The organism is Clostridium sp. LXY-7, assembly GCF_056172015.1.
The window spans coordinates 824,112-851,057 of the sequence record NZ_JBLLJL010000001.1; the positions used below are offsets into that span (position 1 = coordinate 824,112).

23 protein-coding genes, 1 riboswitch and 1 other annotated feature are annotated in these 26,946 nt (G+C 29.5%); of the genes, 14 read left to right on the plus strand and 9 right to left on the minus strand.

All coding sequences use genetic code 11. The features are described 5' to 3' along the window. The first annotated feature begins 13 nt into the window (after positions 1 to 13). Positions 14 to 1,513 (plus strand): glutamate/gamma-aminobutyrate family transporter YjeM, encoded by a 1,500-nt coding sequence (gene yjeM / locus ACI48Q_RS03925; RefSeq protein WP_474917737.1) that lies wholly within the window; start codon positions 14 to 16, stop codon positions 1,511 to 1,513. 75 nt (positions 1,514 to 1,588) lie between these two features. Here the strand turns inward: yjeM and ACI48Q_RS03930 are convergent, their stop codons facing one another. Continuing rightward, positions 1,589 to 2,530, minus strand: coding sequence for a diacylglycerol/lipid kinase family protein (locus ACI48Q_RS03930; RefSeq protein ID WP_474917738.1), 942 nt, complete (start codon positions 2,528 to 2,530; stop codon positions 1,589 to 1,591). A 350-nt stretch (positions 2,531 to 2,880) separates the two neighbouring features. Between ACI48Q_RS03930 and ACI48Q_RS03935 the strand changes: the two genes are divergently transcribed. Both ACI48Q_RS03935 and proC read left to right on the plus strand, forming a co-directional pair. Beyond that, the gene (locus tag ACI48Q_RS03935; RefSeq protein WP_474917739.1) at positions 2,881 to 3,453 is read left to right on the plus strand and encodes a helix-turn-helix domain-containing protein; all 573 of its coding nucleotides are present in this window, start codon (positions 2,881 to 2,883) and stop codon (positions 3,451 to 3,453) included. A gap of 33 nt (positions 3,454 to 3,486) precedes the next feature. Beyond that, on the plus strand, positions 3,487 to 4,293 hold the full coding sequence (gene proC, locus ACI48Q_RS03940; protein WP_474917740.1) for a pyrroline-5-carboxylate reductase: 807 nt from the start codon (positions 3,487 to 3,489) through the stop codon (positions 4,291 to 4,293). Positions 4,294 to 4,398: 105 nt separating this feature from the next. Here proC and epsC read toward each other — a convergent pair whose 3' ends face one another. Continuing rightward, the gene (gene epsC, locus ACI48Q_RS03945) at positions 4,399 to 4,947 is read right to left on the minus strand and encodes a serine O-acetyltransferase EpsC (RefSeq protein ID WP_474917741.1); all 549 of its coding nucleotides are present in this window, start codon (positions 4,945 to 4,947) and stop codon (positions 4,399 to 4,401) included. Positions 4,948 to 4,949: 2 nt separating this feature from the next. Continuing rightward, positions 4,950 to 5,873, minus strand: a complete 924-nt coding sequence (gene cysK / locus ACI48Q_RS03950; RefSeq protein ID WP_474917742.1) for a cysteine synthase A — start codon at positions 5,871 to 5,873, stop codon at positions 4,950 to 4,952. 57 nt (positions 5,874 to 5,930) lie between these two features. Beyond that, positions 5,931 to 6,176: a binding site (T-box leader), on the minus strand. Between the two features lie 203 nt (positions 6,177 to 6,379). Between cysK and ACI48Q_RS03955 the strand changes: the two genes are divergently transcribed. Further along, a complete protein-coding gene (locus ACI48Q_RS03955; protein ID WP_474917743.1) occupies positions 6,380 to 9,274 on the plus strand; it encodes a hypothetical protein in 2,895 nt (964 codons plus the stop codon). Positions 9,275 to 9,310: 36 nt separating this feature from the next. Here ACI48Q_RS03955 and ACI48Q_RS03960 read toward each other — a convergent pair whose 3' ends face one another. Next, on the minus strand, positions 9,311 to 10,351 hold the full coding sequence (locus ACI48Q_RS03960) for an FAD:protein FMN transferase (RefSeq protein ID WP_474917744.1): 1,041 nt from the start codon (positions 10,349 to 10,351) through the stop codon (positions 9,311 to 9,313). Positions 10,352 to 10,675: 324 nt separating this feature from the next. On the opposite strand from ACI48Q_RS03960, the gene ACI48Q_RS03965 reads away from it, so the two are divergent. The 8 genes from ACI48Q_RS03965 (at position 10,676) to ACI48Q_RS04000 (ending at position 18,628) form a co-directional block, all read left to right on the plus strand. Beyond that, positions 10,676 to 11,071, plus strand: a complete 396-nt coding sequence (locus ACI48Q_RS03965; protein ID WP_474917745.1) for a NusG domain II-containing protein — start codon at positions 10,676 to 10,678, stop codon at positions 11,069 to 11,071. Between the two features lie 8 nt (positions 11,072 to 11,079). After that, positions 11,080 to 11,607, plus strand: a complete 528-nt coding sequence (locus ACI48Q_RS03970) for a Gx transporter family protein (protein WP_474917746.1) — start codon at positions 11,080 to 11,082, stop codon at positions 11,605 to 11,607. A gap of 35 nt (positions 11,608 to 11,642) precedes the next feature. Continuing rightward, on the plus strand, positions 11,643 to 13,001 hold the full coding sequence (locus tag ACI48Q_RS03975) for a sigma-54 interaction domain-containing protein (RefSeq protein ID WP_474917747.1): 1,359 nt from the start codon (positions 11,643 to 11,645) through the stop codon (positions 12,999 to 13,001). Positions 13,002 to 13,379: 378 nt separating this feature from the next. Then, on the plus strand, positions 13,380 to 14,558 hold the full coding sequence (locus ACI48Q_RS03980) for an acetyl-CoA C-acetyltransferase (protein WP_474917748.1): 1,179 nt from the start codon (positions 13,380 to 13,382) through the stop codon (positions 14,556 to 14,558). Between the two features lie 243 nt (positions 14,559 to 14,801). Continuing rightward, on the plus strand, positions 14,802 to 14,966 hold the full coding sequence (locus ACI48Q_RS03985) for a hypothetical protein (protein ID WP_474917749.1): 165 nt from the start codon (positions 14,802 to 14,804) through the stop codon (positions 14,964 to 14,966). Positions 14,967 to 15,243: 277 nt separating this feature from the next. Further along, positions 15,244 to 16,764, plus strand: a complete 1,521-nt coding sequence (locus ACI48Q_RS03990; protein ID WP_474917750.1) for a VanW family protein — start codon at positions 15,244 to 15,246, stop codon at positions 16,762 to 16,764. Positions 16,765 to 17,002: 238 nt separating this feature from the next. Further along, positions 17,003 to 17,614, plus strand: a complete 612-nt coding sequence (locus tag ACI48Q_RS03995; protein ID WP_474917751.1) for an HDIG domain-containing metalloprotein — start codon at positions 17,003 to 17,005, stop codon at positions 17,612 to 17,614. A 33-nt stretch (positions 17,615 to 17,647) separates the two neighbouring features. After that, positions 17,648 to 18,628 carry a biotin--[acetyl-CoA-carboxylase] ligase gene (locus tag ACI48Q_RS04000; protein ID WP_474917752.1) on the plus strand — a complete coding sequence of 327 codons (981 nt, stop codon included), beginning with the start codon at positions 17,648 to 17,650 and terminating at the stop codon, positions 18,626 to 18,628. A gap of 214 nt (positions 18,629 to 18,842) precedes the next feature. Here ACI48Q_RS04000 and ACI48Q_RS04005 read toward each other — a convergent pair whose 3' ends face one another. From ACI48Q_RS04005 to ACI48Q_RS04020, 4 genes are all read right to left on the minus strand, one after another. After that, positions 18,843 to 19,334: a metallophosphoesterase family protein gene (locus ACI48Q_RS04005; RefSeq protein ID WP_474917753.1), complete on the minus strand. Its 492-nt coding sequence runs from the start codon at positions 19,332 to 19,334 to the stop codon at positions 18,843 to 18,845. A 51-nt stretch (positions 19,335 to 19,385) separates the two neighbouring features. Continuing rightward, complete coding sequence (locus tag ACI48Q_RS04010) at positions 19,386 to 20,189, minus strand: ABC transporter ATP-binding protein (protein WP_474917754.1); 804 nt, start codon at positions 20,187 to 20,189, stop codon at positions 19,386 to 19,388. Continuing rightward, the gene (locus ACI48Q_RS04015; RefSeq protein ID WP_474917755.1) at positions 20,189 to 21,217 is read right to left on the minus strand and encodes a FecCD family ABC transporter permease; all 1,029 of its coding nucleotides are present in this window, start codon (positions 21,215 to 21,217) and stop codon (positions 20,189 to 20,191) included. The genes ACI48Q_RS04010 and ACI48Q_RS04015 overlap by 1 nt, the downstream gene beginning before the upstream one ends. 83 nt (positions 21,218 to 21,300) lie before the next feature. Then, positions 21,301 to 22,239 carry an ABC transporter substrate-binding protein gene (locus ACI48Q_RS04020; RefSeq protein ID WP_474917756.1) on the minus strand — a complete coding sequence of 313 codons (939 nt, stop codon included), beginning with the start codon at positions 22,237 to 22,239 and terminating at the stop codon, positions 21,301 to 21,303. A 105-nt stretch (positions 22,240 to 22,344) separates the two neighbouring features. Next, a riboswitch (cobalamin riboswitch) is annotated at positions 22,345 to 22,514 on the minus strand. A 277-nt stretch (positions 22,515 to 22,791) separates the two neighbouring features. On the opposite strand from ACI48Q_RS04020, the gene ACI48Q_RS04025 reads away from it, so the two are divergent. Together ACI48Q_RS04025 and ACI48Q_RS04030 are read left to right on the plus strand one after the other, a co-directional pair. Beyond that, a complete protein-coding gene (locus ACI48Q_RS04025; protein ID WP_474917757.1) occupies positions 22,792 to 24,291 on the plus strand; it encodes a YjjI family glycine radical enzyme in 1,500 nt (499 codons plus the stop codon). After that, positions 24,284 to 25,123, plus strand: a complete 840-nt coding sequence (locus ACI48Q_RS04030; RefSeq protein WP_474917758.1) for a YjjW family glycine radical enzyme activase — start codon at positions 24,284 to 24,286, stop codon at positions 25,121 to 25,123. The genes ACI48Q_RS04025 and ACI48Q_RS04030 overlap by 8 nt, the downstream gene beginning before the upstream one ends. A gap of 56 nt (positions 25,124 to 25,179) precedes the next feature. Here the strand turns inward: ACI48Q_RS04030 and ACI48Q_RS04035 are convergent, their stop codons facing one another. Then, positions 25,180 to 26,805 (minus strand): Na/Pi cotransporter family protein, encoded by a 1,626-nt coding sequence (locus tag ACI48Q_RS04035; protein ID WP_474917759.1) that lies wholly within the window; start codon positions 26,803 to 26,805, stop codon positions 25,180 to 25,182. Positions 26,806 to 26,946: the final 141 nt, after the last annotated feature.

Below are 26,946 nucleotides of genomic sequence, written 5' to 3' on the forward strand. Positions count from 1 at the left end.
AGGAGGAGAAAAAATGTCATCAAACAATCAGAAGAAGTTATCATTAACGGCACTTATTTTAATGATATTTACATCAGTTTATGGATTTAACAATATGCCAAGATCCTTTTTATTAATGGGTTATGGATCAATACCGTTCTTTATAGGTGCAGCTATATTATTTTTTATACCCTTTGCATTTATGATGGCTGAATATGGAGCAGCTTTTAAAGATGAAACTGGAGGTATTTACTCTTGGATGGAGAAATCTGTAAATGCGAAATATGCTTTTATAGGAACTTTCATGTGGTATACATCAGCAGTTATTTGGATGGTTAATATATCCTCAACTATATGGATACCTTTATCTAATGCTATTTTTGCAGAGGATAGAACTCAGACTTTTAAATTATTTGGTTTATCATCACCACAGACATTAGGAGTTTTAGGCGTACTTTTAATAATGCTTATAACTTTTGTATCCACTAAGGGATTAGAAAAAATTAAGAAAGTAACCTCTATTGGAGGTACTGCTGTAGCACTTTTAAACATTTTACTTATAGTAGGAGCTATTATTGTCCTTATAGGAAATGGAGGAAAATTGGCACAACCTATAGCTAATACAGCGGCTTTCTTTAATTCTCCAAATCCATCTTATCAAAGCTCAATATCAGTAATGTCCTTCTTAGTATTTGCCATATTCGCTTTTGGTGGTATAGAGGTTGTTGGCGGATTAGTTGATGAGACAGAAAATCCAGATAAAAATTTTCCAAAGGGAATTACCCTAGCAGCTATAATAATAGCAATAGGATATGCAGTAGGACTATTCTGTATAGGGATATTTACAAATTGGAATAGTGTTTTATCTGAAAATGGAATATTTGGGGTAGTTAATAAAGGTAATGTTGGATATATAATAATGAAAAATTTAGGATATCAAATAGGTACAGTATTTGGAACATCAGAATTCATGGCACTACAAATAGGATCATGGATTGCAAGAATAGTTGGACTTTCAATGTTACTCGCATTAATGGGAGCATTTTTTACTATGACCTACGCACCACTAAAACAATTAATAGCTGGATCTCCTAAAGGATTATTGCCAAATAAAATAGCAGAAATGAAGGATGGATTACCAGTAAATGCTATGATCGTTCAGGCAGCTACTGTTATAATCATAATATTAGCAGTATCCTTTGGTGGAGATGCAGTTTCTAAATTGGTGGATATTTTAGTATCAATGACAAACGTAGCAATGACTGTACCTTATATGTTTTTATCAGGAGCTTTCATTGCATTTAAGAGAAAAGAACATGTAAATAAACCATTTACAATGTTTAAGGGATCTGGAAGCACCATTCTATTCACTATTTTGGTAACAGCTACAGTAGGATTTGCAAATGTATTCTCAATCATAGAACCAGCAATAAATGGAGATATAGCGACTACTATTTGGAGTATAGCAGGACCTATATTTTTCTCAGCTGTAGCTTTAATATTATTTGCAAAGTATGAAAAGAAAACTCAATAGATAAATTTAAATATAAATCACAGTGAGATACAGAATATCTATATTTCACTGTGGCTTTGTAATTTGAGATTTAAATTATATGGTGGAATTAAAACTCATAGAAGGTTCATAGTTAATGTTGTAGTCTTCATAGAGTTCTTTCGGTATCATAACATTTAGTCCATTAGGTATTACTCTAAATTCAGCAATATTAGTTCTAAATAGCTCTCCATCAACATTTAACACGAAGGTATCATCACTAGAAACAGTTATTTTTTCACATTTATCATAGGATACTACTGGCACTTCGTGAAGAGTTCTATTAGCAACCTTAGGAATACAGGATATAATCTTAAGCAGTGAACAATTTTCAACATGACAAATATCAAGCTCTCCATCAGTAATTTTTGCCTTTGGTGTTATATATATACCTCCACCATAACATTGTCCATTAGCGCAAGCTAATAAAATACTCTCTTTTTCTACCATTTTACCATTAATATCAATTTTCAAATGCGTAGATTTAAATTTAAATAAGGTATATACAACAGAAATCATGTAAGATAAACTACTAGGAATAAATCTTACTTTTTTAAATCTTCTAGCATTCTCAACCACCTCACCATCAAAGCCTATGGATGCAATATTCATATAGTATCTGTTATTAACCATAGCTAAATCAATGTAGGTAGATTGTCCATTTATCAATGAGGTTAAATAATCATCAAAAGTATGATTGTTATATAAACTTCGTACAAAATCATTACCTGTACCACAAGGAATCACAGAGAGAGTACTTCCAGTTCCAACTAACCCATTAATTACTTCATTAATGGTACCATCACCTCCAATAGCAAAGACATGGTAGTCTTTCTTAGTGCAATAGGACTTAGCTATTTCTGTAGCATGATTTTCTCTATTTGTGATTTCTATTATGACTTCTTCATGTTTTTCACAAAAGTATTTTTTAATTTTATCTATATATACTAATGATTTTCCTCTTCCTGCAATAGGATTGACTATAAATAAGTAACGCATAAAAAACTCCTATCTATAAAAATATAAAAGATAATAAAATCTTAATATTATATATAATAATAGTTTACTACTAATTTATATTACTTTATAGGGAATTTTATAATATAAGTTAAAAAAGTTTAAGAAATTTAATTGTGATATTATAAATATTATGTCAAGATAAAACCTTATGAAAAGCGATGGAATGGAGATAAAATCCATATATTATATTAAAATTATGTAAATAATAACATATAATTCAGAAGTATAAAGTAAAATTCAGTTAGATGAGAAATTACTAGACAATTCTAAACTTTTAGGCAATAATTAGTACATAGAAAATATTTAATAAATTTAAGAGGTGGGTTCTTTTGAATAAGATTATAGGTAGCAAAATTAAGGAATTAAGAAATAATAAAAACATGACATTAAAGGAGTTAAGCAAGAAGACAGGATTATCCACAGGTTTTCTTTCTCAGTTAGAAAGGGGACTTACTAGCATTGCTACAGATTCACTTTTTAATATAGCAGATGCTTTGGAGGTAGATTTATCCTATTTCTTATGTGCTATAAAGAAGAAAGAAAAATATACACAGAAGAACCATATGAGGGAAATTTACAAAATAGATAATGGGTTGTTTATAAATTATATAGCTACTAATAATCCTGGAGATAAGATTATGTTTCCTAAAATAGTAGAAATTTTACCAAGCAATAATGAAGAAGTTTTAGCTCCTTATACTCATGAAGGAGAAGAGTTTATATATGTGTTAGAAGGTATTGTAACTTTGTTTGTTAATGATGAAAAGCATGATTTATATCCTGGAGACTCAGCACACTACAGTTCAACAGTAAGTCATAATTATGCTAATTACACCAATAAAATATGTAAAATTTTAACTGTTAGTATTCCTAATTATCTAAATGATAATTATAATAAATAGTTTTAAATTAATAATAAGTATGGAGGGGTGAAGGTGAACAAGATTATAGGATTTATAGGTTCAGGTAATATGGGAAAGGCCATCATGGGAGGAATTATAAAGTCAGGAATTACTGGAGCATCAAATATATACATATATGATTTAGATACAGTAAAATTGCAGCAAGTTAAAGATGAACTGGGAGTTAACATAGTAAGTGATTCTAATGAGTTAGCTAGAACTTGTGATATATTATTTGTTGCAGTAAAGCCTAATGTATTTTTATCTGTATTAAGAGGAATAAAATCAGCATTAAAAAAGGATATAATAATTGTTTCTATAGCAGCTGGAATAACTATAGAAGATATGGAAAGTGTGTTATCTCAAGAGATTAAGATAGTTAGAACTATGCCGAATACGCCTGCTCTGGTTAACGAGGGAATGAGTTGTATATGTGGAAACAATAAGGTTGGGAAAGAAGAACTAAACATGATAAAGGATATATTTGATAGCTTTGGGAAAACAGAAATATTACCAGAGTATCTAATTCACAGTGTGATAGGAGTAAGTGGATCTTCTCCTGCTTATATATTTATGCTTATTGAAGCTATGGCGGATGGTGCAGTAATTGGTGGAATGCCAAGAGATAAAGCATATAAATTTGCAGCTCAAGCAGTATTAGGTTCTGCTAAAATGGTACTAGAAACAGGAAAGCATCCAGGAGAGTTAAAGGATATGGTATGTTCTCCTGGAGGAACAACTATAGAAGCTGTTAGAAGGTTAGAAGAAAGTGGATTTAGATCAGCTATTATAGAAGCTATGGTAGATTGCATGAATAAGTCTAAGGAAATGACTAAATAAATTGTATATGAATTTATTTAAATAAGATAAAAACGAGCTGATTACTGATTATGTCAGTAATTAGCTCGTTTTTGTCAATTTCATCTAAAGTGATTTTAACTTAAATTAAATTACATAGCTTCCATAAAAATCAATAACATTACTCGGTTTATCTTTATTAGAATTTATTACCTTAGCCGGTATTCCAACAGCAGTAGAGTTAGCAGGAATTGATTTTAATACTACAGAGTTAGCGCCTATTTTGCTATTGTTACCAATATCGATTGCACCTAAAACTTTAGCTCCAGCACCTATAACTACATTGTTACCTATGGTAGGGTGACGTTTACTTTTAGAATATCCAACGCCACCAAGGGTAACTCCATGAAAGAGGGTTACATTATTACCAATTATAGCTGTTTCACCAATAACCACACCCATTCCATGATCTATAAAGAAATTATGACCTATGGTGGCTCCAGGATGAATTTCTATGCCAGTTAAAAGTCTACTAATTTGAGAAATTAATCTAGCTAGAAAATACATTTTAAATTTATATAAAGGATTAGCTATACGATGAAACATCATTGAATAGAGGCAAGGGTATAAGAAAACCTCAAGAGATGACTTTATCGCAGGGTCACTTTTCTTAATATTTCTTATATACTTGATCATAGTTACTCATCTCCTTTTAAAAAGAAATCTAGAGACAAGTATTTTTCTCCTCCATCTGGTGCTATAATTAGAACCTTTTTATTAGGACCAAGTTTTTTAGCAAGGGAGATTCCTGCATGGACGCTTGCACCAGAAGAAATTCCTAAGAACAACCCTTCCTTTTCACCCAATAAGGCCACAGTATCAAAAGCTTCTTGATTTTTTACTGTGGTAATAAAGTCAACTACAGTTTCATCATATATGGATGGTTTAAATCCTGCTCCAATTCCTTGAATTTTATGACTTCCACCAATTCCAGTAGATAAAAATGGAGAATCAGTAGGTTCAACAGCATTTATGATTATATCCTTATTAAGTTCTTTAAGTTTTTTCCCAATGCCAGTTATTGAACCACCAGTTCCAACGCCACTAACTACTGCATCTAAATCAGGGATATCTTTAATAATTTCTAAAGCTGTAGTGTTATAATGAGCGCTTACATTAGCCATATTATCAAATTGATTAGGCATAAAGTAGTTAGGGTTTAAGCTAAGAAGTTCTTCAGCTTTTTTTATAGCGCCTTTCATTCCTTCTTTTCCTGGAGTTAAAATAAGTTCTCCTCCATAGAATTTCACTAAATTTCTTCTTTCTACAGACATAGTATCTGGCATAACGATAATAACTTTATAACCCTTAAGTTTACCAATAAGGCATAGAGCTATACCGGTATTTCCGCTAGTTGGCTCAACTATCACACTATTTTTATTTAGAAGCCCTTGATTTTCAGCCTCTTCAATCATGCTTAAGGCTGCTCTGTCCTTTACACTTCCACCAGGATTATATTTTTCTAGCTTTATATAAAGTTCAGCCATATTGTCTTCTCTAAGATTAGTTAATTTTAATACTGGTGTGTTTCCTACCATGTCTAGTACGTTTTCATATATCATAATTATTCCTCCTTAAATTAAGTTTTATTTAAAATAAAAAAGCCTCGTCTCTTACTTAAAAGAGACGAAGCTATGTAAATACTCCGCGGTTCCACTCTAAATTAAACATCTATATAGATATTCCACTTTTTTTCAGGTACAAACATACCCTATAGCTATAACAGGCTAACTGGAGAACCATACTATAATTTCAGGTCTCTGCTCAGAAGTGCACTTCTCCATAAGTAATCAGTGGAAATATCTCACCATTATTTCCTCTCTGTAACCTATACCTAGGATACTTCTCTTCATCAATGCATTTTAATAATTTAATTTTATAATTCATTATACGAGGTTTATTTAATTTTGACAATAGAAAAATTATATTTATTATAAATTTTAATAGATAATAGATTTAATATAAAATTTATTTTACATTGTATCAGTATATGTTAATATAAATTTAGATGAAAAAACAATGCAAATATGACCATAAATTATTTTATGGCAATTTAGGAGTGAGAATTGTGATTTTAGATAATCAAATTAACTTTTTAAATCAATGTAAAAGCAACATAAAAAAGTACAATATATATCTTAATTTAACTGAACCTAAGATAAGTTGTGAACCTTCTTTAGCTTTAAAGATTTATTATAAATGGAGCTTAAAATATACTTTTAAAGCAAAAGTAGATGATAAAGAAGTAATAGAATATTTTAATAGAGTGATAGAAAAGCAAGACTATAAGATTATGAATAATATGGAATATGAAGATTTTAAAAGCCTGATTGTAGCTTACTATTCCTTAGGAGAAATTTATTTAAGTGAAAGTAAAATAGAACTTTCCAAGGAGTATTTTTCAAAAGTAATAGATGCATTACAAGAAAGTTTAAAGAATGGTAATAGATATGAACATGAAATACTTAAAAATAAAACAGATATAAGTTTTTTTGAATTGTTGATGTGGGCAAGAAAAAATATAGCGGACATAATACAAGGAGAAGAGGGTTTAGAAATTTATGAAAGTATAATAGGCGAAGGCGAATTTATTTACATACAAAAAAACTATAATATATATGTTTTATCAAAAGCTTTAGATAATCCTATTAAGGCAAATGAAGCAGCAAAAAATATATTAAAGATATTACCTGTTTATGAAAATGTGAATGTGGATGTGGTGGAGTATTTAACCAGTTGTAAAGAATATAGCAATGGGTTAGAAATAGCTATTAATGAATATAAGAGAACAAAGGATTCACATTGGATTAATGCTATTAAATATATGCTAGTATATGATGAAAAGTTTGATATCAGCTGTGTAAAAAAATCTATTCAATTTTTTGAAACAGTAATTAATGATTTAAAATTAGTTCAATGGAGTACTTTAGTATTTACACTATATACTTCTATAAAGCAATGGGATGAAGCATTACTTGAGGTTTTAAATTATTTAAGAGAGTGCTTTAAAAAGGTAGATTATGAAAGCTATGATTTTATAAGCTTTCCACAATGCATAAGTGTGCTAAATTCAATATATGAAGATATAAGATATGTAAAATATGAAAATAAACATGTTAGGGAATATGAATTTGATTTTGTATTTTACTTTATGAATGTAGCTATTCAAAATTCTAGATATGATAAGGCATATGAGGCGGCTACAAAGATAGCATCCATTATTGAAGTCAGCAATAAAAATAAAAATTTAAGTGAATATGTTCTGAATGTTAAAGAGAATGCATCAAAAAATATGCAAGCTGATTCTTATAACTTGAATAGTTATCCATGGTTATATCTATATGATAAAATAGACTATATTGGCAAACTATGTAGTATGAATGATATTATAAATATTAATAATAAAATAAAGAGCTATAACAATAATCTTATTGTAGGAATTAATGTTTTACAGAATAAGTTAATGGAACAAGAAATAAACGGAATAATTGGAGAAGAAATATTCTGTGAAGATAAAGATGTAGTTATAATAAGTGGACAAGAATTTGCAATTAAAGATAGTGTAGATAGGAAGAAAATTAAAGAGATATTAGTAGAAGGTACTTTGGTAAATGAATTAGATGTATCACTAGTAACATATAATAAGGCTAAATATGCAAGTTTAGTAGACGGAAATATAATTGTTCTAAATGGGAATAATGAAGTTAAAGAAATAGACATAACATATATAAAGCATATATTAAGTATAAATAAAGATAATGCTAAAATATTTATGTTAGTTGATAAGGATAGTAAAGATCATAATATAAGTACATTAAACTACAATACAACTTTAATATTAGAATCCTTAGAAGAAGATATAGATATTGAGGTTATTGATAGAAGTAAATTTAAGAATATTAAAGAAGTTATTAAAGAGATTTTAGAAAAAGCTACTTCATCATTAGTGGAGTATAGATTTAGAGATTTTTATAAACATATATCAAATGGGTTAGAAAAAATTGAAGATAAGATAGAGTTAGAAGATACAGCTAATAAGAAGGAAATTAATATAATTAAAGGTGCCTATGTAGAATACAAAAATATGGAAGAAGATAGTGATGGAATTTATAAATTATTAACCAATAAAATTAAAGAGGACAGTGAGTTCCTAAAAGATTATATAAATAATAAACTAAATATGATTATTCCTGATATTCTCGAGAAAAATTTACATTTAATTGATGAATTAAATAATATGGCATCTATAAAAGAAGATAGTGAAAAGGCTATTAATGAGATTGTAGTTAAATGGTGTGATAAAAACATATATGATTTAATACTTGAGCAATTCAATGTATATCTATCTAAATATGGAACATTGTATGAAGAGCAATTAGAAGTCTTAGAAGAGGTTGAAAAAAATAGAAATAGTGTAGTTCAAGTATATGATGGATTTAGTAGTGAAATGAATTCTATAGTAGCTAAATCATTAGAAGAATTTTCACAAGAGCTTTTAGAAAACTATGATAAGTTTTTAGATGATATTGATTATGAAGTTGATATTATGCCTAATGAAAAATTCTTTAATTCAGTAAGTACAAATGTAAAAAGTATGTTTATGAAGCCAGATGAGAAGTTAGAGAATCAAAAGGTTAAAATGAAAACACAAATTATAGATAACAAGGTGGCAATTGCATCAGCACTATGTCATAAGATTAATGGAAGTATAGATCAGTTACAGGGAAAAATACAAAGTGAAGTAGAAATTATATTTAAAGAAGTTTTAAGAAGTATTGAAATTCATAAATGTGCTATAGAAAAGATACAAGAGATATTGCGTGTAGAATATGAAGAATTAAATACTAACAATAAAGAGATATATAATTTGATAAATTTTGTAAATATTGAGTTATTAAAATATGAAACTCAGATTAACAGAGGATTAGTGTATTATAAAAATAAGTGTTATAGTATAAAATAAGAAAATATAAAAAATTAAGCTAGAAAAAATTCTAGCTTAATTTTTTATGGTAAATTCATTATTAGTTAATGTAAATATAGATTTTATACCACTGGAAACATATAAATCTTTATTTTTAGTTATAAATATAGCATCAACACCGTCCATAGAATTGATTAACTCTAATCCTTTATCAACTCCTAGGGCGAAAAGTGTTGTGGAAAGAGAATCACCGTCCACTGATTTATCAGTTATTATAGAAACGCCTAAAACCTCATTTTCATAAGGAAATCCAGTTTCAGGATTTAGGATATGATGATAGTGTTTATCGTTAGCTTCAAAATATCTCTCATATATACCTGAGGTTACTACAGATTTGTTGCTGACTTTTAAAAATCCGATACTATCATTTCTAGCTGCATCAGGATTTTGCACACCTATTTTCCAGTCTGACCCATCAATCTTTGAACCCATAGCAAAGATATTTCCCCCAAGATCTATAACTGCACTAGATACTTTGTTTTCAGTTAAGAGTTCAGCTATTTCATCGGCTGCATATCCTTTTGCTATAGAACCCAAGTCAATGATCATACCTTCTTTTTTCAAAAATATAGTTTTATTAGTTTTATCTAATTCTAATAAAGAATAATCTATCAGAGATTTTTTCTCATCAATTTCACTTTGTGAAGGCACTTTTGCATCGTCAGTACCAATCCCCCAGAGTTTAACTAAGGGACCTACAGTTATATCTAGCGCACCATTAGATAATTTAGAGTATTCAAGACCTTTAATAACTACATCTAAAGTCTCATCACTAACTTTAATAGGAGTTTTGCCAGCGGCTTGATTAACCTTTTGAAGTTCGGTATCTGTTTTATTGATACTTAAAATATCTTCAAGTTCTTTTAATCTATCAAAGCATTTATCTAAGATTTTCATATCTTGATTATCATAAATGCTAATAGTACATACAGTACCTATAACCAATTCAGTTTTACTTAATGGTTTAGAAATGTCAGTTTTCTTTCCACAAGATATTAGGAATGAGGTAAGAAAACATAAAGTTAAAATAAGTATTATGGATTTAAATTTTTTCATAGCTACCTCCTTAAGCTTTACATAAAAGAATCACAAAATTAATATATCATTCCTTAGTAGATTTTAATAGTATTTTATGTAAAAATATATTTATGAAGAATAAGACCTCAGTTATATTGCGGAAATTTTACTTAAACAATTAGATGATTTTGTAAATGATGAAAAATAAACTAGGCATAGATAATTTTCAAGATAAACTATATAATTAGAAATAGTGAAGTTGATTAAATGCTATATCTTAAGGTGGTTTTAAGATATAAGCATATTATTTTAAATTTCGATTTGTAAAAGTCATATCATAAAGTTAATATTGGGAGAATTAATATGAAAATTGTTAAGAAATGGGACATAATAATTATAATACTATTACTAGTACTATCTATAGTACCTTATTGGATATTTGCCAAACACCAAGAAAATTATAGTGGAGAAATTTATGCAATAGTCTATATTAATGGTAGTGAAAAACAGAGAATAAGACTTGATAATAATAGCGATGATAAAGAATTTAAAATAAAATTAGATAAGGGATATAATACGGTAGCGATAAAGGATAATTCTATTGCTATAATAGATGCAGATTGTAGTGATAAAGTTTGCACTGATTTTGGATTTGTTCACAAAGTTGGAGATAAGATAGTTTGTTTACCCCACAAAGTAGTTATTGAAATTCAGGGGAATAGAATAGAGGAAGGACAAGAGGATTTTATTTCTCGATAGGTATAATTATGAGAAGTACGAGAAAAATGATATATATTTCATTATTAATAGCAATGTCTTTAGTTTTACATATTATTGAAGGGATGCTTCCTGTACCATTTATTACTCCAGGAGCAAAATTAGGATTTGCCAATGTTATTACAATAATAGCACTATATACTTTGAATTATAAAGAAGCGTTTTTAGTTTTATCTCTTAGAATTTTGTTATCTGTTATGTTTGGAGGGAGTATTTCTAGACTTTTATATAGTTTAACAGGTGGTGTATTAAGTTATATATTTATGGTTATAACAAAAGCAATAGGAAGAGATAAGGTTGGGATTGTGGGAGTTAGTGCAGTTGGAGCTGTATTTCATAATATAGGTCAACTTATTGCAGCTTCATTGATTGTACAAACCTTTAGTATCATGTTATATCTACCGCTGATGAGCATAGCAGGCATAGGTACAGGGATATTTGTTGCACTAGTTGGGAATTTTGCAATTATGCATTTGAGAAAGATTAGTAGAAGTATAGGTTTTGATTTTATAAAGTAGAATTTATAAATTAAGATAACAGAGGTGATTAAGTAGTGGAATTAAATGGAGGAATTTTAAATTTTATATTTAATAGTTTGGAAGAATATATAGTTGTAGTAGATAAAGATGGTATAGTGACAATGATGAGTAATGGATATAAGGATTTTTTAGGATGTGAAAATCCAGAAGGAAAGCATGTTACTGAAATAATTCCAAATACAAAACTCCATATAATCGCAAAGACAGGCTTCAAAGAAGTTGGAGATATACAGGAGGTAAATGAGCATAGAATTATTTCCATGAGAGTTCCAATTGTAATAGATGGAGAAATTGAAGGGGCCATAGGAAAGGTGATGTTTAAGGATTTAGAGAATTTTAAAATACTAGGAAGTAAAATATCACATTTAGAAAAGGAACTTCAATATTATAAAAATGAGCTTACGGAGGAGAATAAAGCTAAACATAGCTTTGAAAATTTTATAGGAAACAGTAGCAGTTTTTTATCTGTGGTGAAATTTGCAAGTAAGGCAGCTAAAGGAGAATCTTCGATTCTAATTACTGGAGAGAGTGGAACAGGGAAGGAATTATTTGCACACTCCATACATAATGGAAGTAGAAGAGCTCATAAGCCTTTTATTAAAATTAATTGTGGAGCTATACCAGAAGAACTTTTTGAATCGGAAATGTTTGGATATGATGAAGGGGCCTTTACTGGAGCTAAAAGAAGTGGGTTAAAAGGAAAATTTGAAGTGGCTAATGGAGGAACCATACTTCTTGATGAGATTGGAGATATGCCTCTTAATATGCAGGTAAAGCTTTTAAGGGTATTACAAGAAAGAGAAATAGTGAGGGTTGGCAGTAATGATGTAAAGAATATTGATGTAAGAATTATTGCTGCTACTAATAAATCTCTACCTGAACTCATAGAACAAGGAAAGTTTAGAGAGGATTTATATTATAGGCTAAATGTAATGCAGATTAAGCTTCCACCATTAAGAGAGCGAAGAGAAGACATAGAGCACTTAGCAAACTCTCTAAGAATAAAATTGTGTAATAAATATGGTATTTATTCAGAGGGGATATCTAAAAGGGCTATTGAATACTTGAAAGGCTATGACTGGCCGGGAAATGTAAGAGAGTTGGAGAATGTAATAGAAAGAGCTATTAACTTATTAGATACAGAGCTGCTGATTACCCCTAAGCATTTACCTGATAAGATTATAAAAGGAAAACGAAGAAAATTTAACTTAGAAAATAAATCCTTAAAAGATATAGTTGATGATATAGAAAAGCACATAATATTAGAAACATTACAGAAGACTAATGGAAATAAAAATGAGGCATCTAAGTTATTGGGACTTAGCAGACAAGGATTATATAAGAAGTTGGCTAGATATAATATAGAATGTTAAAAAGACTGTCTACTAAAGTTTACATGTAAATTAAGTTTACACATGACTTATTTTTAAAATTTGATAATATTATAACAAGAAAAGTAGTATAAATTTATAAAAATATCAAATTTTATCTCTGTGACCCATTGAACTGTCTTAGGGTGATTTTTTTAACATGGTAGTTATAACATTAACAAAGAAAGCATTGTAAAAGCAATGTAAACAAAGTTTACATTGAATAAAAAGTATATTTGTCGAAAGCACTGAAAATAAGCCATTTTAGAAGTTGGCATGGTAATTGCTTATAAATATTAAGGTATGAAAAACAAATTAACTATATTATAGATTAATATATATCTGTATTTTGATGTAGTAATTGAATGGAGGAATAATAAAATGAGAGAAGTAGTTATCGTAAGTGCTGCTAGAACAGCATTAGGAAGTTTTGGTGGAAGTTTATCAAAGTTATCAGCAGTGGAGATAGGAGCAATAGCTGCAAAAGAAGCTATAAAGAGAGCAGGAATAGATGCAAACATAGTAGAGGAAGCTATTATAGGAAATGTTTTAAGTGCAGGTCTTGGACAAAACGTAGCTAGACAAGTAGCTCTAAATGCTGGATTAAGCAAAGAATCTTCAGCTCTTACTATAAACAAAGTATGTGGTTCAGGTTTAAGAGCAGTTAGTTTAGCAGCTCAAATCATACAATCAGATGATGCTGATATAATATTAGCGGGTGGTACTGAAAGCATGAGTAATGCACCATACACAATTCCAAGTAACAGATGGGGACAAAGAATGGGAGATACAGCTGTAGTTGATACAATGATAAAAGATGGTCTCTGGGATGCATTTAACAACTATCACATGGGAATAACTGCAGAAAACATAGCAGAACAATGGGGATTAACAAGAGAAATGCAAGATGAATTCGCATTACAAAGTCAGTTAAAGGCTGAAAGAGCTATAAAAGAGGGTAGATTTAAGGATGAAATAGTTCCAGTTGTAATACCGCAAAGAAAAGGTGAGCCAATAGTATTTGATACAGATGAGTTCCCAAAAGCTAATATGACTATAGAAAAATTATCAAAATTAAAACCAGCATTCAAAAAAGAGGGAACAGTTACAGCAGGTAATGCCTCTGGAATAAATGATGGAGCTGCTATGTTTATAGTAATGTCTAAAGAAAAAGCTGATCAATTAGGACTTAAACCATTAGCTAAAATTAAATCTTATGCATCAGCAGGATTAGATCCATCAATAATGGGATATGGACCAGTAGCTGCAACTAGAAAAGCCTTAGAAAAAGCAAACTTAAAAGTAGAAGAGTTAGATCTTATTGAAGCAAATGAAGCATTTGCTGCACAATCTTTAGCAGTAGCAAAAGACTTAAACTTTGATATGAGTAAGGTTAATGTTAATGGGGGAGCTATAGCAATAGGACATCCAGTAGGAGCTTCAGGAGCAAGAATATTAACTACTCTTATTCATGAGATGATAAAGAGAGATAGTAAAACAGGATTAGCTACATTATGTATAGGTGGCGGACAAGGTACAGCATTAGTAATAGAAAGATAATTACAGATTTAGAGCTCTTCACATGGTGAAGGGCTTTTATCTTGGAATTAAGTGAAATATATTTTATTCTATAATATCAATTAACATTTGCCCTTTTCTTAGAATGTGCTCTATTGATTATTCCTATTAAGGTATTTGAAGAAAATAAAATGTAAATTTTACTGAGCATAATTATAAAGGAGAATACAGAAGCTATTACGGTAAGTAGTAGAAATCATGAAAGTTAGTAAAGGGGTATTATACATGTCAAAGAAGAAATCAAAATCTAGTATTAAAATTATATTTATAGTAGCAATTATTGTATTTGTTTTGGTTTCGGCAATATCCTATTATGCATATCTTTATTATGCAGTAGATGAGTATGGATTTCCTGTATTTTCAAAAATGATAAAAATGTTACCTTATTAATCAGTTGGAAATATAAAGTAATTATTACTATAATAAGACATAAATTTATGATGAATACAAGAAGAAATATAATAAATTCGCAATATACGGTAAATATTAGGATTTTTATTGTGGAAATTTTATTTTGGGAAAATAAAATTTATATAGATATATTAATTTATATGTACACTTTTGTCATATTTTTTCGTAGTAATATAGGAGTGAAAATCCTATGTATTTATGATATACTAAATACGTTAAGTGGATTTTAGTAATGTTGCGTGAAAGGAATGTGATTATGGATACTAACTTAGAAAAAGAAGGAAATAAGGGTAGTACAGGATACCGCAAAAAATCAAGGAAAAAAAAGAATAAGGGAATAAATGTAATAATAGGTTCTTTTATTGCCATAATTGTATGTGTATTTATTGGAGCAACATCCTATGTTTATACTACGGTGAAGAAATATGATAACTTAATTTTCCCGGGCACCACAGTAGAAAATGCTGATATAGGTGGTATGACTAAAGAGAATGCTATAAAGCTTTTAAATGATAAATATAATAATCAGGTTGAAAGCAGACTAATCAATATTAAAGTTGAAAATGGAATTCATACATTAGGATTAAAGGATTTACAAGTAAGATATAACATAGAAGAAACAATAGATATGGCATTTAAAAATGGCAGAGATTTAGGTTATGTTGGTAAATACAACACTATAAAAAAAGGCACAGATAAAGAGTTCCCTATAAACTTTACATATGATCAACAAGTTGTTAATTTAACAGTTGAGAATATAGCAAAGGAAGTAAATAGTGATAAAAAGGATGCTGACATTAAAAAGACAGGAAATGGATTTAGTGTTACTGATGAGGTTGTTGGTAAAAAAATAGATGTACAAGCACTTATAAATGATATAAATAATAAAATAGCTACTACTAAAGAGGGTAATATAGATGTAGAAGCTAAGATGATTACAGAAACTCCTGTGAAAACAAAGGAAATATTGTCTAAAGTAGACTCTAAAATTTCAACTTTTACGACTACATATGGAACATCAGATGGAAGTAGAGGTACTAATATAGCAATAGGAACTAGAACTATAAATGGTATGTTGTTGATGCCTGGAGACAAATTTAGCTTTAACACTGTAATAGGCGATACAACCCCTGATAAAGGATACCAAAAAGGGGGAGTCATAGTTGGAGAAGAGATAGTAGATGGATATGGTGGAGGTATATGTCAAGTGTCGTCTACACTTCATAACGCTGTAATTAAAGCAGGAATATTACCAGATCAAAGAAGGAATCATAGTATGCCTGTAGGATATGTATCAAAAGGATTAGATGCAACTATTTCATATGGTGGTATAGATTATGTGTTTACAAATAGTACTGATTATCCAATATATATAGAAGGTGTAACATATAATGGTAAGATTACTTTTAGTTTATATTCTAATTCAGCTTTATTAACTGGTAAAACCTATGGGTTTACTTCTGAAACTTACGAGACGATACAACCTACTACAAAGTATGTGGATGACCCTACTTTAGAGGAAGGCAAAGAAGTAGTGGATAAGAGAGGTTCTCAAGGTTACAAAGTAAAAGCTTATAGAATTATTTATCAAGATGGTATAGAGATTTCTAGAGAACTTATGAACAGTGATGTATATAATCCATCACCAAAAGTTATAAAGAAGGGTACTAAAAAACCAGAAGTACAAGCACCAGATCCAACTACTCCACAACAACCTACTGATCCAGGGCAAACACCTGGACAAGAAGGTAATGGAGGAGAAAATCTTCAACAATAAAGACATATTTTAGTATAAAAGCTCCGAGTATTCGGAGCTTTTACGTTAAATAAAGGCTTTGTTTTAAATGGTTGTTGATTTTATAACTACACATTAAAACAATGACTAAATAAAAAACCTCATTTTTACATGAGGCAATATAGGGGGAACATAAAAAATAATTATATATTATTATTGTATTAATATATATATAATTTGTGACAATAATATAAGAATAAGAGTTAAGGAGTGAAATGTTATGAAAAATTATTTTGATGAATTTAATAAACATTTATTGGAAGATAATAAACCATCTTTATATTTTCAAGATTTGATTCAAAGTGACTCATTTCCTATGGAATATCCTTTTAACATGATAAGTAGATTGATAGAAATAGACCAAAACAGAGAACATCATCCAGAAGGAAATGTATGGAATCATACCATGTTAGTTATAGATGAAGCAGCAAAGAGAAGGGATGAATATGAAAATCCTAAAGTATTTATGTGGGCAGCATTTTTGCATGATATAGGTAAAGGACCTACAACTAGAATTAGAAAAGGAAAATTAGTATCTTATGACCATGATAAAGTTGGAGCTAGAATGGCTAAGGAATTTTTAGAACAATTTAACGTAGATGATGAATTTATTCAAGAAGTTCAGGCCTTAGTTAGATGGCATATGCAAATTTTATTTGTTGTTAAGGATATGTCCTTTGCTAATGTTAAAGCTATGGAAAAGGATATTTCGGCAGATAAGGTGGCGTTATTAGGGATTTGTGATAGACTGGGAAGAGGAAATGACACAGAAGAGGCTATAAAGATGGAAGAAGAAAATATTAAAATATTTTTAAGTAAAAGCAAGAAATAATTTTTAAAAATAGCATGAGGGGTTTATAAAATAATGAGAAATGAAATATTAGAGATTTTAAAAACTAATAAAAATGATTTTATATCTGGAGAGAAATTAAGTGAGAGGTTTGGAATAAGTAGAGCAGCTATATGGAAACATATAAAAGCTTTACGAGAAGATGGATATAAAATAGAATCAATATCTAAAAAGGGATATAAATTGAATAGCGAGCCGGATATATTAAGTTATGGAGAAATTAGTGAGTATTTAAATACTAAAGAATTAGGAAAAAATTATTTTTACTATGAAAGTATAGATTCTACCAATATAGAATGTAAGAGATTAGCTAATCGAGGAGAAGTACATGGAACGGTAGTAGTAGCTGAAGAGCAAACTAATGGAAAAGGTAGAATAGGTAGAAGTTGGAGTTCTCCTATTGGAAGTGGAATATGGATGTCTATATTACTTAGGCCTAATATACCACCTATCTATGCATCAAAACTAACCCTACTAGGAGCAGCGGCAGTTTATAAGTCATTAAAGGAAATGAAGATTGAGAGTTATATAAAATGGCCTAATGATATTGTGATTGATGGTAAAAAAATTTGTGGAATATTAACAGAGATGAATGCTGAAATTGAGAGAATTAATTATGTTATCATGGGTATTGGAATAAATGTTAATACAAAAGAATTTCCAGAAGACATAAAAGACAAAGCCACATCTATAGGAAATCATGTTGGACAGGAAGTAGACAGGAAGGCGATTATAGCTAATATAATTAATAATTTAGAACAGCTTTATAATAAGTTTATATACGAAGAAGATTTTTCGGAAATTATAAATATCAGTAGGGAGGCCTCTATACTTTTAGGAAAAGAAATTAGAATCATCAATGGGACAAAAGAAGAAATAGCTAAAGCCATTGATATTGACGATGATGGAGAATTAATAGTAGAGAATGAGGATGGAACAATAAAAAAGGTATTATCAGGAGAAGTATCTGTAAGAGGAATATATGGATATGTGTAACTAAATTATGAAATAATTTAGTTAGGGAAACACAACCAAAGGTCGTGGAGAAAGCTTTTTTAGTGGCAGGTAAATGTTCATTAGTAAACAAATATTTTGTGTTTAGGATTACCTATTACGAAATAACACTCTATTAAAGCTTTGCTATATGTCCCTTCACTTTAGCGAATTTCCCTATGGATAACACAATTCATAAATAAAATTACATAGTAACTTATTTAAAAAAGCGTAATGATGCAGAAATACCATCATCTAAGATTTCTAATATTACATAGGAAAACCAAGGCTCTTTTCTTTTACTTGTGGGAGAGCCAGGGTTTATCATAAGTATATTATCTTTAGTAAAAATAGTTGGTTTATGGCTATGTCCAAATACTATTATATCTATTTTATCTTTTTTAAATTCGTTTAAAACATTATCTAAAGTATTGCCTTTCTCTCCATGGCCATGATATATTCCGAGATTATATTTACCTACTTTAACTATTTCTTTAGATTTTAACTCATCTCGAATAGATGTTTTATCATTATTACCATAAACACCAACAAATTTAGTATTATCTTTTAGAAGTCTAATAATAGCCTCATTGGTATAATCACCAGCATGAATAATTAAATCTACATCTTTGAGTTTATGGTTAATAAAGTTTTCAAATTTAGAGCTATGTTTTCTTACATGAGTGTCTGAAATTATTCCTACTTTCAAATTATCTCCACCTAAACTTTATTTATCATATTTATAGTATTCAATAATGTATTAATGTTGTTTATTATATCTTTGAGGAATTACCATTATGTGTGGTTTATTAGTAAAGGGATTGTGATCTATATGAGCCCTAACATTATATACCTGTTGTATATTTTCTACAGTTAAAACCTCATAAGGAGATCCCATTGCTACTATTTCACCATCGCTGACTAAAATTAAAGTATCGCTATACTCAGAAGCCATATTCAAATCATGTAATACACAAACTGTGGTAATATCCATATTGGAATTTAATCCCTTCAAGGTATCCATAATTTCTAATTGATGATGTATATCAAGCATAGATATAGGCTCATCTAATAATAGAATGTTTGTTTGTTGTGCTAAAGCTCTAGCTATAAAAACCCTCTGTCTTTCACCACCACTGAGAAATTTGATGTTCTTATCTTTTAAATGATAGGTTTTAGTTTTAGTTAAACAACTTTTTACTATTTTTAAATCTTCGTCACTTTCCTGTTGGAACTTTCCAAGATAGGGGTATCTCCCCATCAATACTATATCCCATACAGAAAAATCAAAATCACAAGAATTTTCTTGTGGAACATAGGACAGATTCTGTGCTAAATCTTTAGAATTATAGGAAAGAATATCTTTATTTTCTATTAACACGGTATTTTTACTTACTTTTAATGAATTAGTGATATTTTTTAATAAAGTAGTTTTGCCAGAACCATTAGGTCCTATGATACTATAAAATTTTCCTTTATTAATTGATAGACATATATTCTTTAATATATTTTTATCATTAATGGAATAATTAAGATTATTTACTTTAATAGAGTTAATATCCATTACATCACCTTCTTTTTATTTTTATAAAGAAGATATATAAAATATGGTGCGCCAAAGAAAGAAGTTATGGCACCGATAGGAATTTCTGTTGGTGCTATTATAGTTCTTGCTAAGGTATCACATATTATCATAAATCCAATGCCATAGAAGCAAGACATGGGGAGTACTACCTTGTGATCCGAGCCATATAGGAGTCTTACGGTATGAGGAATTATTAGTCCTACAAATCCTATAATGCCTGTATAAGAAACGCTTATAGCGATGATTAAAGACGTTATTAAAAGCAATACTTTTTTTAATTTTTCGGTATTTATGCCTAAGTTTTTAGCAGTCTCTTCACCAGTAGACATTATGTTTAACTCCCTTGAATAGGACATTATAAATATAATCATAGGTAAGGAGATTACAAATACTACAATTAATTTGCTCCAGCTCCCAGTAGAAAGACTACCCATACTCCAAAACACGATTTTATCAAGTTGCTTAGTAAATAATACCATTATTATAGATAATAATGAAGAAAGAAAAAAACTTACAGCAACTCCAGATAATAATAGATTTATAGTAGGAGCTCTATTGCCAACGCGAGCAATACTATAAACTAAATATGTAGTAAGGATTGCTCCTATAAATGCAAGAATAGATGAATTGCTTAGTCCTAATACAAAACTAATAGCAGAACCTAGTGCAGCTCCAGAAGATATACCAAGTATATAAGGGTCAGCCATTGGGTTTTTAAATATACCTTGATAGGTAGCACCTACTACAGAAAGGTTCATTCCAATAAGCGCTCCTAATAAAATTCTAGGGAGTCTTACATTTAAAACTATAGTAAAGGAAGTGGCTGATATATTACTGATATCTATTATATTGCCCAACAGGGGTATTTTACTTACTAAAATTTTAAAAGTATCCAAAGATGTTATATTGGCAGCACCTACGCTTATGGAAACTATGGTTAAAACTATCAATATTAATATTATAATTATGTAATTTAAAATATTATTTTTTCTCTTTAGGTAAGCCAATTATATCACTCTCTTCATAAAATTATTTAAATTAAATCAATTTATAAATAATATGCTCTAGTTATAACTAGAGCATATTTTAACTATTTAAAAAGCTCAGGATGAATAAGTTTAGTCATTTCTTCTAACCCTTGAGTTAATCTAGGTCCTTGTCTTACTATTAGATTGTCATCAATTTCTAGAACTTTATTTTCCTTAACAGCACGTAGATCTTTATAATTATCCGCTTGTATCATTTTATCCTTAGCTCCATAATTACTACTGCATATTATAACATCAGGATTGTTCTCTACAATTTTTTCAAAGCTGTATTTCCATCCTTCTATATCTTTTGCTATATTTTCTCCACCAGCCATTTCAATTATATCATTAATAAAAGTGTCTCCACCAGCAGTAAAATCTCCATTTCCGCCAAAATCAACCATATAATATACTTTTGGCTTACTAGTTACTGAATCGGTTTTAGATTTTATTTCTTTTACTTTTGCTTTCATATTAGCTATAATTTCTGAGGATTTATCTTTAGAATCAATGGCTATTCCTATCTTTTCTATAAGAGAGTAGGCTCCATCAAAGTTTTCTTTTTCATACAATGCAAGTACAGGAATACCAAGTTCTTTAAGTTTTTTTACAGTTTCTTCTTTAGTGTGAGTAGAAGCTAACACCAAATCAGGCTGCAAGGACACAATTTTCTCCACATTAGGATCATATAAACTACCTATGGATTCGATCTTTGAAACCTCAGCAGGGTAATCACAAAAATCAGTTCTTCCTATCAATCTATCTATGGCACCCAATTCACTAACTATTTCAGTGGTATTAGGTCCTAGAGAAATTATTTTTTCAGGCTTTTCATTAATAGTTACTTCTTCACCATAGCTATCCACTAATTTCACAGGATAAGAATTATCTGCAGAATTACTTTCGTTTTTAGGTGTAGGGTTATTTCCGCAAGCAGTTAAAAACAAAGCACATAACAAAAACAGACAAATAGTAGAAGTAATTTTCTTCATAAATTTCATTTTATCAGCTCCTTAACTTATAAATTTTATGTTTTGTTCAAAATAAAAAATCCCTAGAGGGATTACGTAGAAGTAGTACACTTCATCTCCTTTCCCGCCGAAAGTGACTGTAAATATTTTTAGGCAGGTCTCCTGGCTTATGGTTCATCCTAAGCTAACCTTCCCGTGAAATACAGTGGTTTTTAGCTTCGTCGCCATATACAGTAGCGGGGGCTGCAGTGTTTTGCACTTTCCCAATTAAGCCTTAGTATATTAAAAACAACTATTTAGTGATAAGTTATTTTATATACTTAGTGGCACCTGAAAATTATCAACTTAACATATAAAATTGTATGGTTTACACATCAAAAAGTCAATATAAACTAAATAAGGTATAATGAATTATATAGAATTTATGTAATTATTTATAAAATATTCATAACAATTATTTAACAATAATAATTATTCACAATTTGTAGAAAAATTTTAGAAATAAGTATATAATATATATAAGTATATAATATACTTAATAAAAATATTCTTAAACTTTTAGATGATTTGGAGGAATATATAATGAAGGATAGAATTCTTAATATTATAAAAGATAAGACTTTAACTTATGAAATGAAAGTTTTAAATTTAGCTAGAGAGGCAGAGAATTCTCTAGAGGTATTAAATAAAAGTGAAAAAACTAAAGATTATCAAGACATAGGAATTATTTGTGATTTAAATGAAGGTGAAGCACCATATAGACCTAGATATATAGTTCCTGACTATGAAAAATTTATGAAACAGGGTAGTGAGTTTTTAAGATTAACTCCTCCAACAAATATTTGGGAGGCTGTTAATAATCTTTTAATATTATACAAGCATGTTCCATCAATAACATCTTTCCCAGTATATGTAGGAAATATTGATACATTATTAGAACCATTTGTAGCTGATGAAAAGGAAGCTTATATGGCTATAAAATTTTTCTTAATGCATATAGATAGAACTATAACAGATTCTTTCTGTCATGCTAATATAGGACCATTAGATACAAAAGCAGGAAGAATAATATTAGAAGTTGAAAGAGAACTTCAAAATGCTACTCCTAATATAACTTTAAAATATTCCAAAGAAACTAATGATGAATTTGCTATAGAAGCTATTAAAACGGCTCTTTCTTGTGCAAAGCCAAGTTTTGCAAACCATGAAATGTTCTCAAAAGAGTTAGGAGAAAAATATGCAATAGCTAGTTGTTACAATGGATTAAATATAGGTGGCGGAAGTTATACATTAGTAAGGATGATACTTTCAAAATTAGCTCCTAAGGCAAAGAATGTAGAAGATTTCTTAAATAATGTATTACCTGAAGCTATAGAAATTATGCTTGACTACATGGATAAAAGAGTAAGATTCATAGTAGAGGAGAGTAACTTTTTTGAGTCTAATTTCCTAGTAAGAGAAGGATTAATTTCAAGGGATAGATTCACTGCTATGTTTGGATTAGTAGGCCTTGCAGAGTGTGTAAATACATTGCTTAATGCTAGTGAAGAAAAGGATAGATTTGGACATAGTGCTAAAGCTAATGAATTAGGAGAAACTATTATCAAAACTATGTATGATATAGTAAATAAACATGAAAATAAATACTGTGAAGCAACAGATAACCACTATCTACTCCATGCTCAAGTTGGAATTGAAACAGATAATGGAACAAGTCCAGGTTGTAGAATTCCAATAGGAGAAGAACCAATTCTTCATGAACACTTAGTACAAAGTGCAGTATTTCATAAATACTTCCCATCAGGAATAGGTGATATATTTAAATTTGATACTATGGCTAAAAATAATCCGAAGTCTATATTAGATGTAATTAAGGGAGCTTTTGCCATAGATATGAGGTATTTTTCACTTTACTGTGATGATTGTGATGTAATAAGAATTACAGGATATCTAGTTAAACGTTCTGATATTGAAAAGCTAGATAGAGGAGAGCAAGTATTACAAGATACTGTAGCACTTGGTTATGGTGCAGTGAAAAACTCTAAAATACTAGAGAGAAAACTAAGAGAAAGTAATGAGTAGAGTTGGGTTAGTTAATAAAATAATTCCCTTTAGTAATGTAGACGGTGAAGGAAATAGAACAGCTATATTTTTACAAGGGTGCAACTATAATTGTCTCTATTGTCATAATCCTGAAACCATAAATAAATGTAATAATTGTGGAATATGTGTTTCTAAATGTGAGTACGGAGCTTTAGAGCAGATTGATGGTGTAGTTAAATACAATAGGGACAAATGTGTAAATTGTGATGCTTGCATAGCTAGTTGCAAAAGAAATAGTAGTCCTAAAATTGTTTCAATGACAACTCAAGACATTTTAAAGGAATTAGAAAAAACCAAGTATTTTATTTCGGGTATAACAGTATCTGGAGGAGAATGTACTCTACAAAGTGATTTTTTAATAGACCTTTTTAGAGAAGTCAAAAAAATGGGGTTAACCACATTTATAGATACAAATGGTTCTACACCAATATATAAAAATAAAGAACTATTAGAAGTTACAGACAAAGCTATGATTGATCTGAAGGCTTTTGATAGTAATGAAAATAAAATGCTTGTAGGACTTTCTAATGAAGAGGTAATAGAAAATATAAAACAGTTAGGCGCCATAGATAAAGTTTATGAAATTAGAACTGTAGTAGTTCCAGAGGTTTTAAATAATATCTATACTGTAGATATGGGAAGTAAGTTATTGGCGAGCATAAATCCTAATATTATATATAAATTAATTAAATATAGGCCATTAGGAGTTAGACAAGAATTGATTAAATCTTCTGTACCTACACAACAGTATATGGAAGAATTAAAAGAAATAGCTATAAATAATGGTTGTAGAAATGTTATAATAGTTTAAGACATCTAAATAAGGGAGCAAGTTTGACTTGCTCCCTTAAAATTTATAACTATAGTTTAATTTCTAGCAATTATTTCAGCTATATTAACAGCATGGTCTCCAACTCTTTCAAGGTTACTAATTATATCTACAAACATAGTACCTACAGTAGCACTACATATACCATTATTCAATCTTTTAATGTGAGATGTTCTGAGCGTTTTTTCTAAAGAGTCGATTTCTTCTTCTAAGCTTCTAATAGCACTAGCTTTTTCTTTATTATAATTAGCAAAGCATGCTAAACTATCATCAATAGCTTTTATACAAAGATTAGACATTTTAGTAAGCTCATCAATAGCTTCCTGGGAGAACTTAAGATTTTTAGAAGTCTTTTCACCAGCCCAGTCTGCAATATTTTCTGCATGATCGCCTATACGTTCTATATCATTAACTACGTGAAAATAAGCAGCTAAAATAGATTTTTGATCATTGCCTAAGTCTGAGTTAGAAAGCTGTACTAAGTATTTAGTAATATCGGTTTCTAAAATATTTATTAAATTTTCATTACTATAAACCTTTTTAATTAATTCTAGATCTTCTTTCATAAATCCTTCAAGAGCAGTTTCTAAGTTATTTTTAGCTATTTGACCCATTCTAATAATTTCATTAGTTGATTGACCAAAAGCTATAGTAGGAGTTTCTAACAGCCTATTATCTATGTATTTTGTACCAAGAATTTCTTTAGTATCATCTCCTGGAAGTATAATGTTTACTAATGATACTAATTGGTTAATGAATGGAAATAATAATACAGTGTTTACTATATTAAATACTGTATGAGCATTAGCTATTTGTCTGGATACGGCTATTCCATCTGTTCCAGGGCTTAAAGATGTAACTATGTTTATTAGTAGATTAGTAACTCCTGGAATTAAGAATATAAGTACACCTATTACATTAAATAATAAATGAATAAGAGCAGCCTTTTTTGCTGTTCTAGAGGTTCCAACACAAGATATTAATGCAGTTACACAGGTACCTATGTTAGTTCCATATATTATAGGTACTGCAACACCTATAGGAATACTACCACTTAAAGCTAAGGCTACAAGTATACCAGTAATTGCAGATGAACTTTGAATCACTGCAGTCATTAACAAGCCGAGTAGAACTCCTAATAAAATTCTTCCATCTAGCTTTAAGATTAATTCTGCAAAGAATGGAGAGTCCTTTAGAGGCTCCATAGCACTTGACATTAAACTTAAACCCAAGAATAATATACCAAAGCCTAGAGTTATCATTCCACTTTCTTTAGCTTTTCTATTTTTGGTAAACAACATTAAAGCAGCACCGATAGCTATAAATAGTGGTGCTATAGCATCAAAATCAAAACTAATAAGTTGAGCTGTTACAGTAGTACCTATATTAGCTCCCATAATTATTGCAGCAGCTTGAGATAAGTTCATAAGTCCAGCATTAACAAAACCAACTACCATAACTGTTACAGCACTGCTACTTTGAATAATAGCTGTAACTGCTGTACCAGTTATTATGCCTTTAACAGGATTAGATGATAATTTATCGAAGATACCTTTCAATTTTTCACCTGCAAGGTTCTCTAATCCATCTCCCATTAATTTCATACCATAGAGAAATATACCAACTCCACCAAGTAAGTTGATAATTAACAATAATGATTCCATAATAATATTACCCCCATTAATATATAAGAATTAAGATTAACATATTATTTACACAATAACCATATAATAAAACAGAGGCAATGTTAAGACTTCTATAAAAAATTTAACATTATGTAAACTAAACTTAACCTAAACTTAACA

Bases quoted from the DNA above. Each gene is read 5' to 3' on its own strand.
- yjeM (WP_474917737.1), top strand. From the start codon at position 14: ATGTCATCAAACAATCAGAAGAAGTTATCATTAACGGCACTTATTTTA.
- ACI48Q_RS03930 (WP_474917738.1), bottom strand. From the start codon at position 2,530: ATGCGTTACTTATTTATAGTCAATCCTATTGCAGGAAGAGGAAAATCA.
- epsC (WP_474917741.1), bottom strand. From the start codon at position 4,947: ATGATCAAGTATATAAGAAATATTAAGAAAAGTGACCCTGCGATAAAG.
- cysK (WP_474917742.1), bottom strand. From the start codon at position 5,873: ATGATATATGAAAACGTACTAGACATGGTAGGAAACACACCAGTATTA.
- ACI48Q_RS03960 (WP_474917744.1), bottom strand. From the start codon at position 10,351: ATGAAAAAATTTAAATCCATAATACTTATTTTAACTTTATGTTTTCTT.
- ACI48Q_RS03965 (WP_474917745.1), top strand. From the start codon at position 10,676: ATGAAAATTGTTAAGAAATGGGACATAATAATTATAATACTATTACTA.
- ACI48Q_RS03970 (WP_474917746.1), top strand. From the start codon at position 11,080: ATGAGAAGTACGAGAAAAATGATATATATTTCATTATTAATAGCAATG.
- ACI48Q_RS03980 (WP_474917748.1), top strand. From the start codon at position 13,380: ATGAGAGAAGTAGTTATCGTAAGTGCTGCTAGAACAGCATTAGGAAGT.
- ACI48Q_RS03985 (WP_474917749.1), top strand. From the start codon at position 14,802: ATGTCAAAGAAGAAATCAAAATCTAGTATTAAAATTATATTTATAGTA.
- ACI48Q_RS03990 (WP_474917750.1), top strand. From the start codon at position 15,244: ATGGATACTAACTTAGAAAAAGAAGGAAATAAGGGTAGTACAGGATAC.
- ACI48Q_RS03995 (WP_474917751.1), top strand. From the start codon at position 17,003: ATGAAAAATTATTTTGATGAATTTAATAAACATTTATTGGAAGATAAT.
- ACI48Q_RS04000 (WP_474917752.1), top strand. From the start codon at position 17,648: ATGAGAAATGAAATATTAGAGATTTTAAAAACTAATAAAAATGATTTT.
- ACI48Q_RS04010 (WP_474917754.1), bottom strand. From the start codon at position 20,189: ATGGATATTAACTCTATTAAAGTAAATAATCTTAATTATTCCATTAAT.
- ACI48Q_RS04020 (WP_474917756.1), bottom strand. From the start codon at position 22,239: ATGAAATTTATGAAGAAAATTACTTCTACTATTTGTCTGTTTTTGTTA.
- ACI48Q_RS04025 (WP_474917757.1), top strand. From the start codon at position 22,792: ATGAAGGATAGAATTCTTAATATTATAAAAGATAAGACTTTAACTTAT.
- ACI48Q_RS04030 (WP_474917758.1), top strand. From the start codon at position 24,284: ATGAGTAGAGTTGGGTTAGTTAATAAAATAATTCCCTTTAGTAATGTA.
- ACI48Q_RS04035 (WP_474917759.1), bottom strand. From the start codon at position 26,805: ATGGAATCATTATTGTTAATTATCAACTTACTTGGTGGAGTTGGTATA.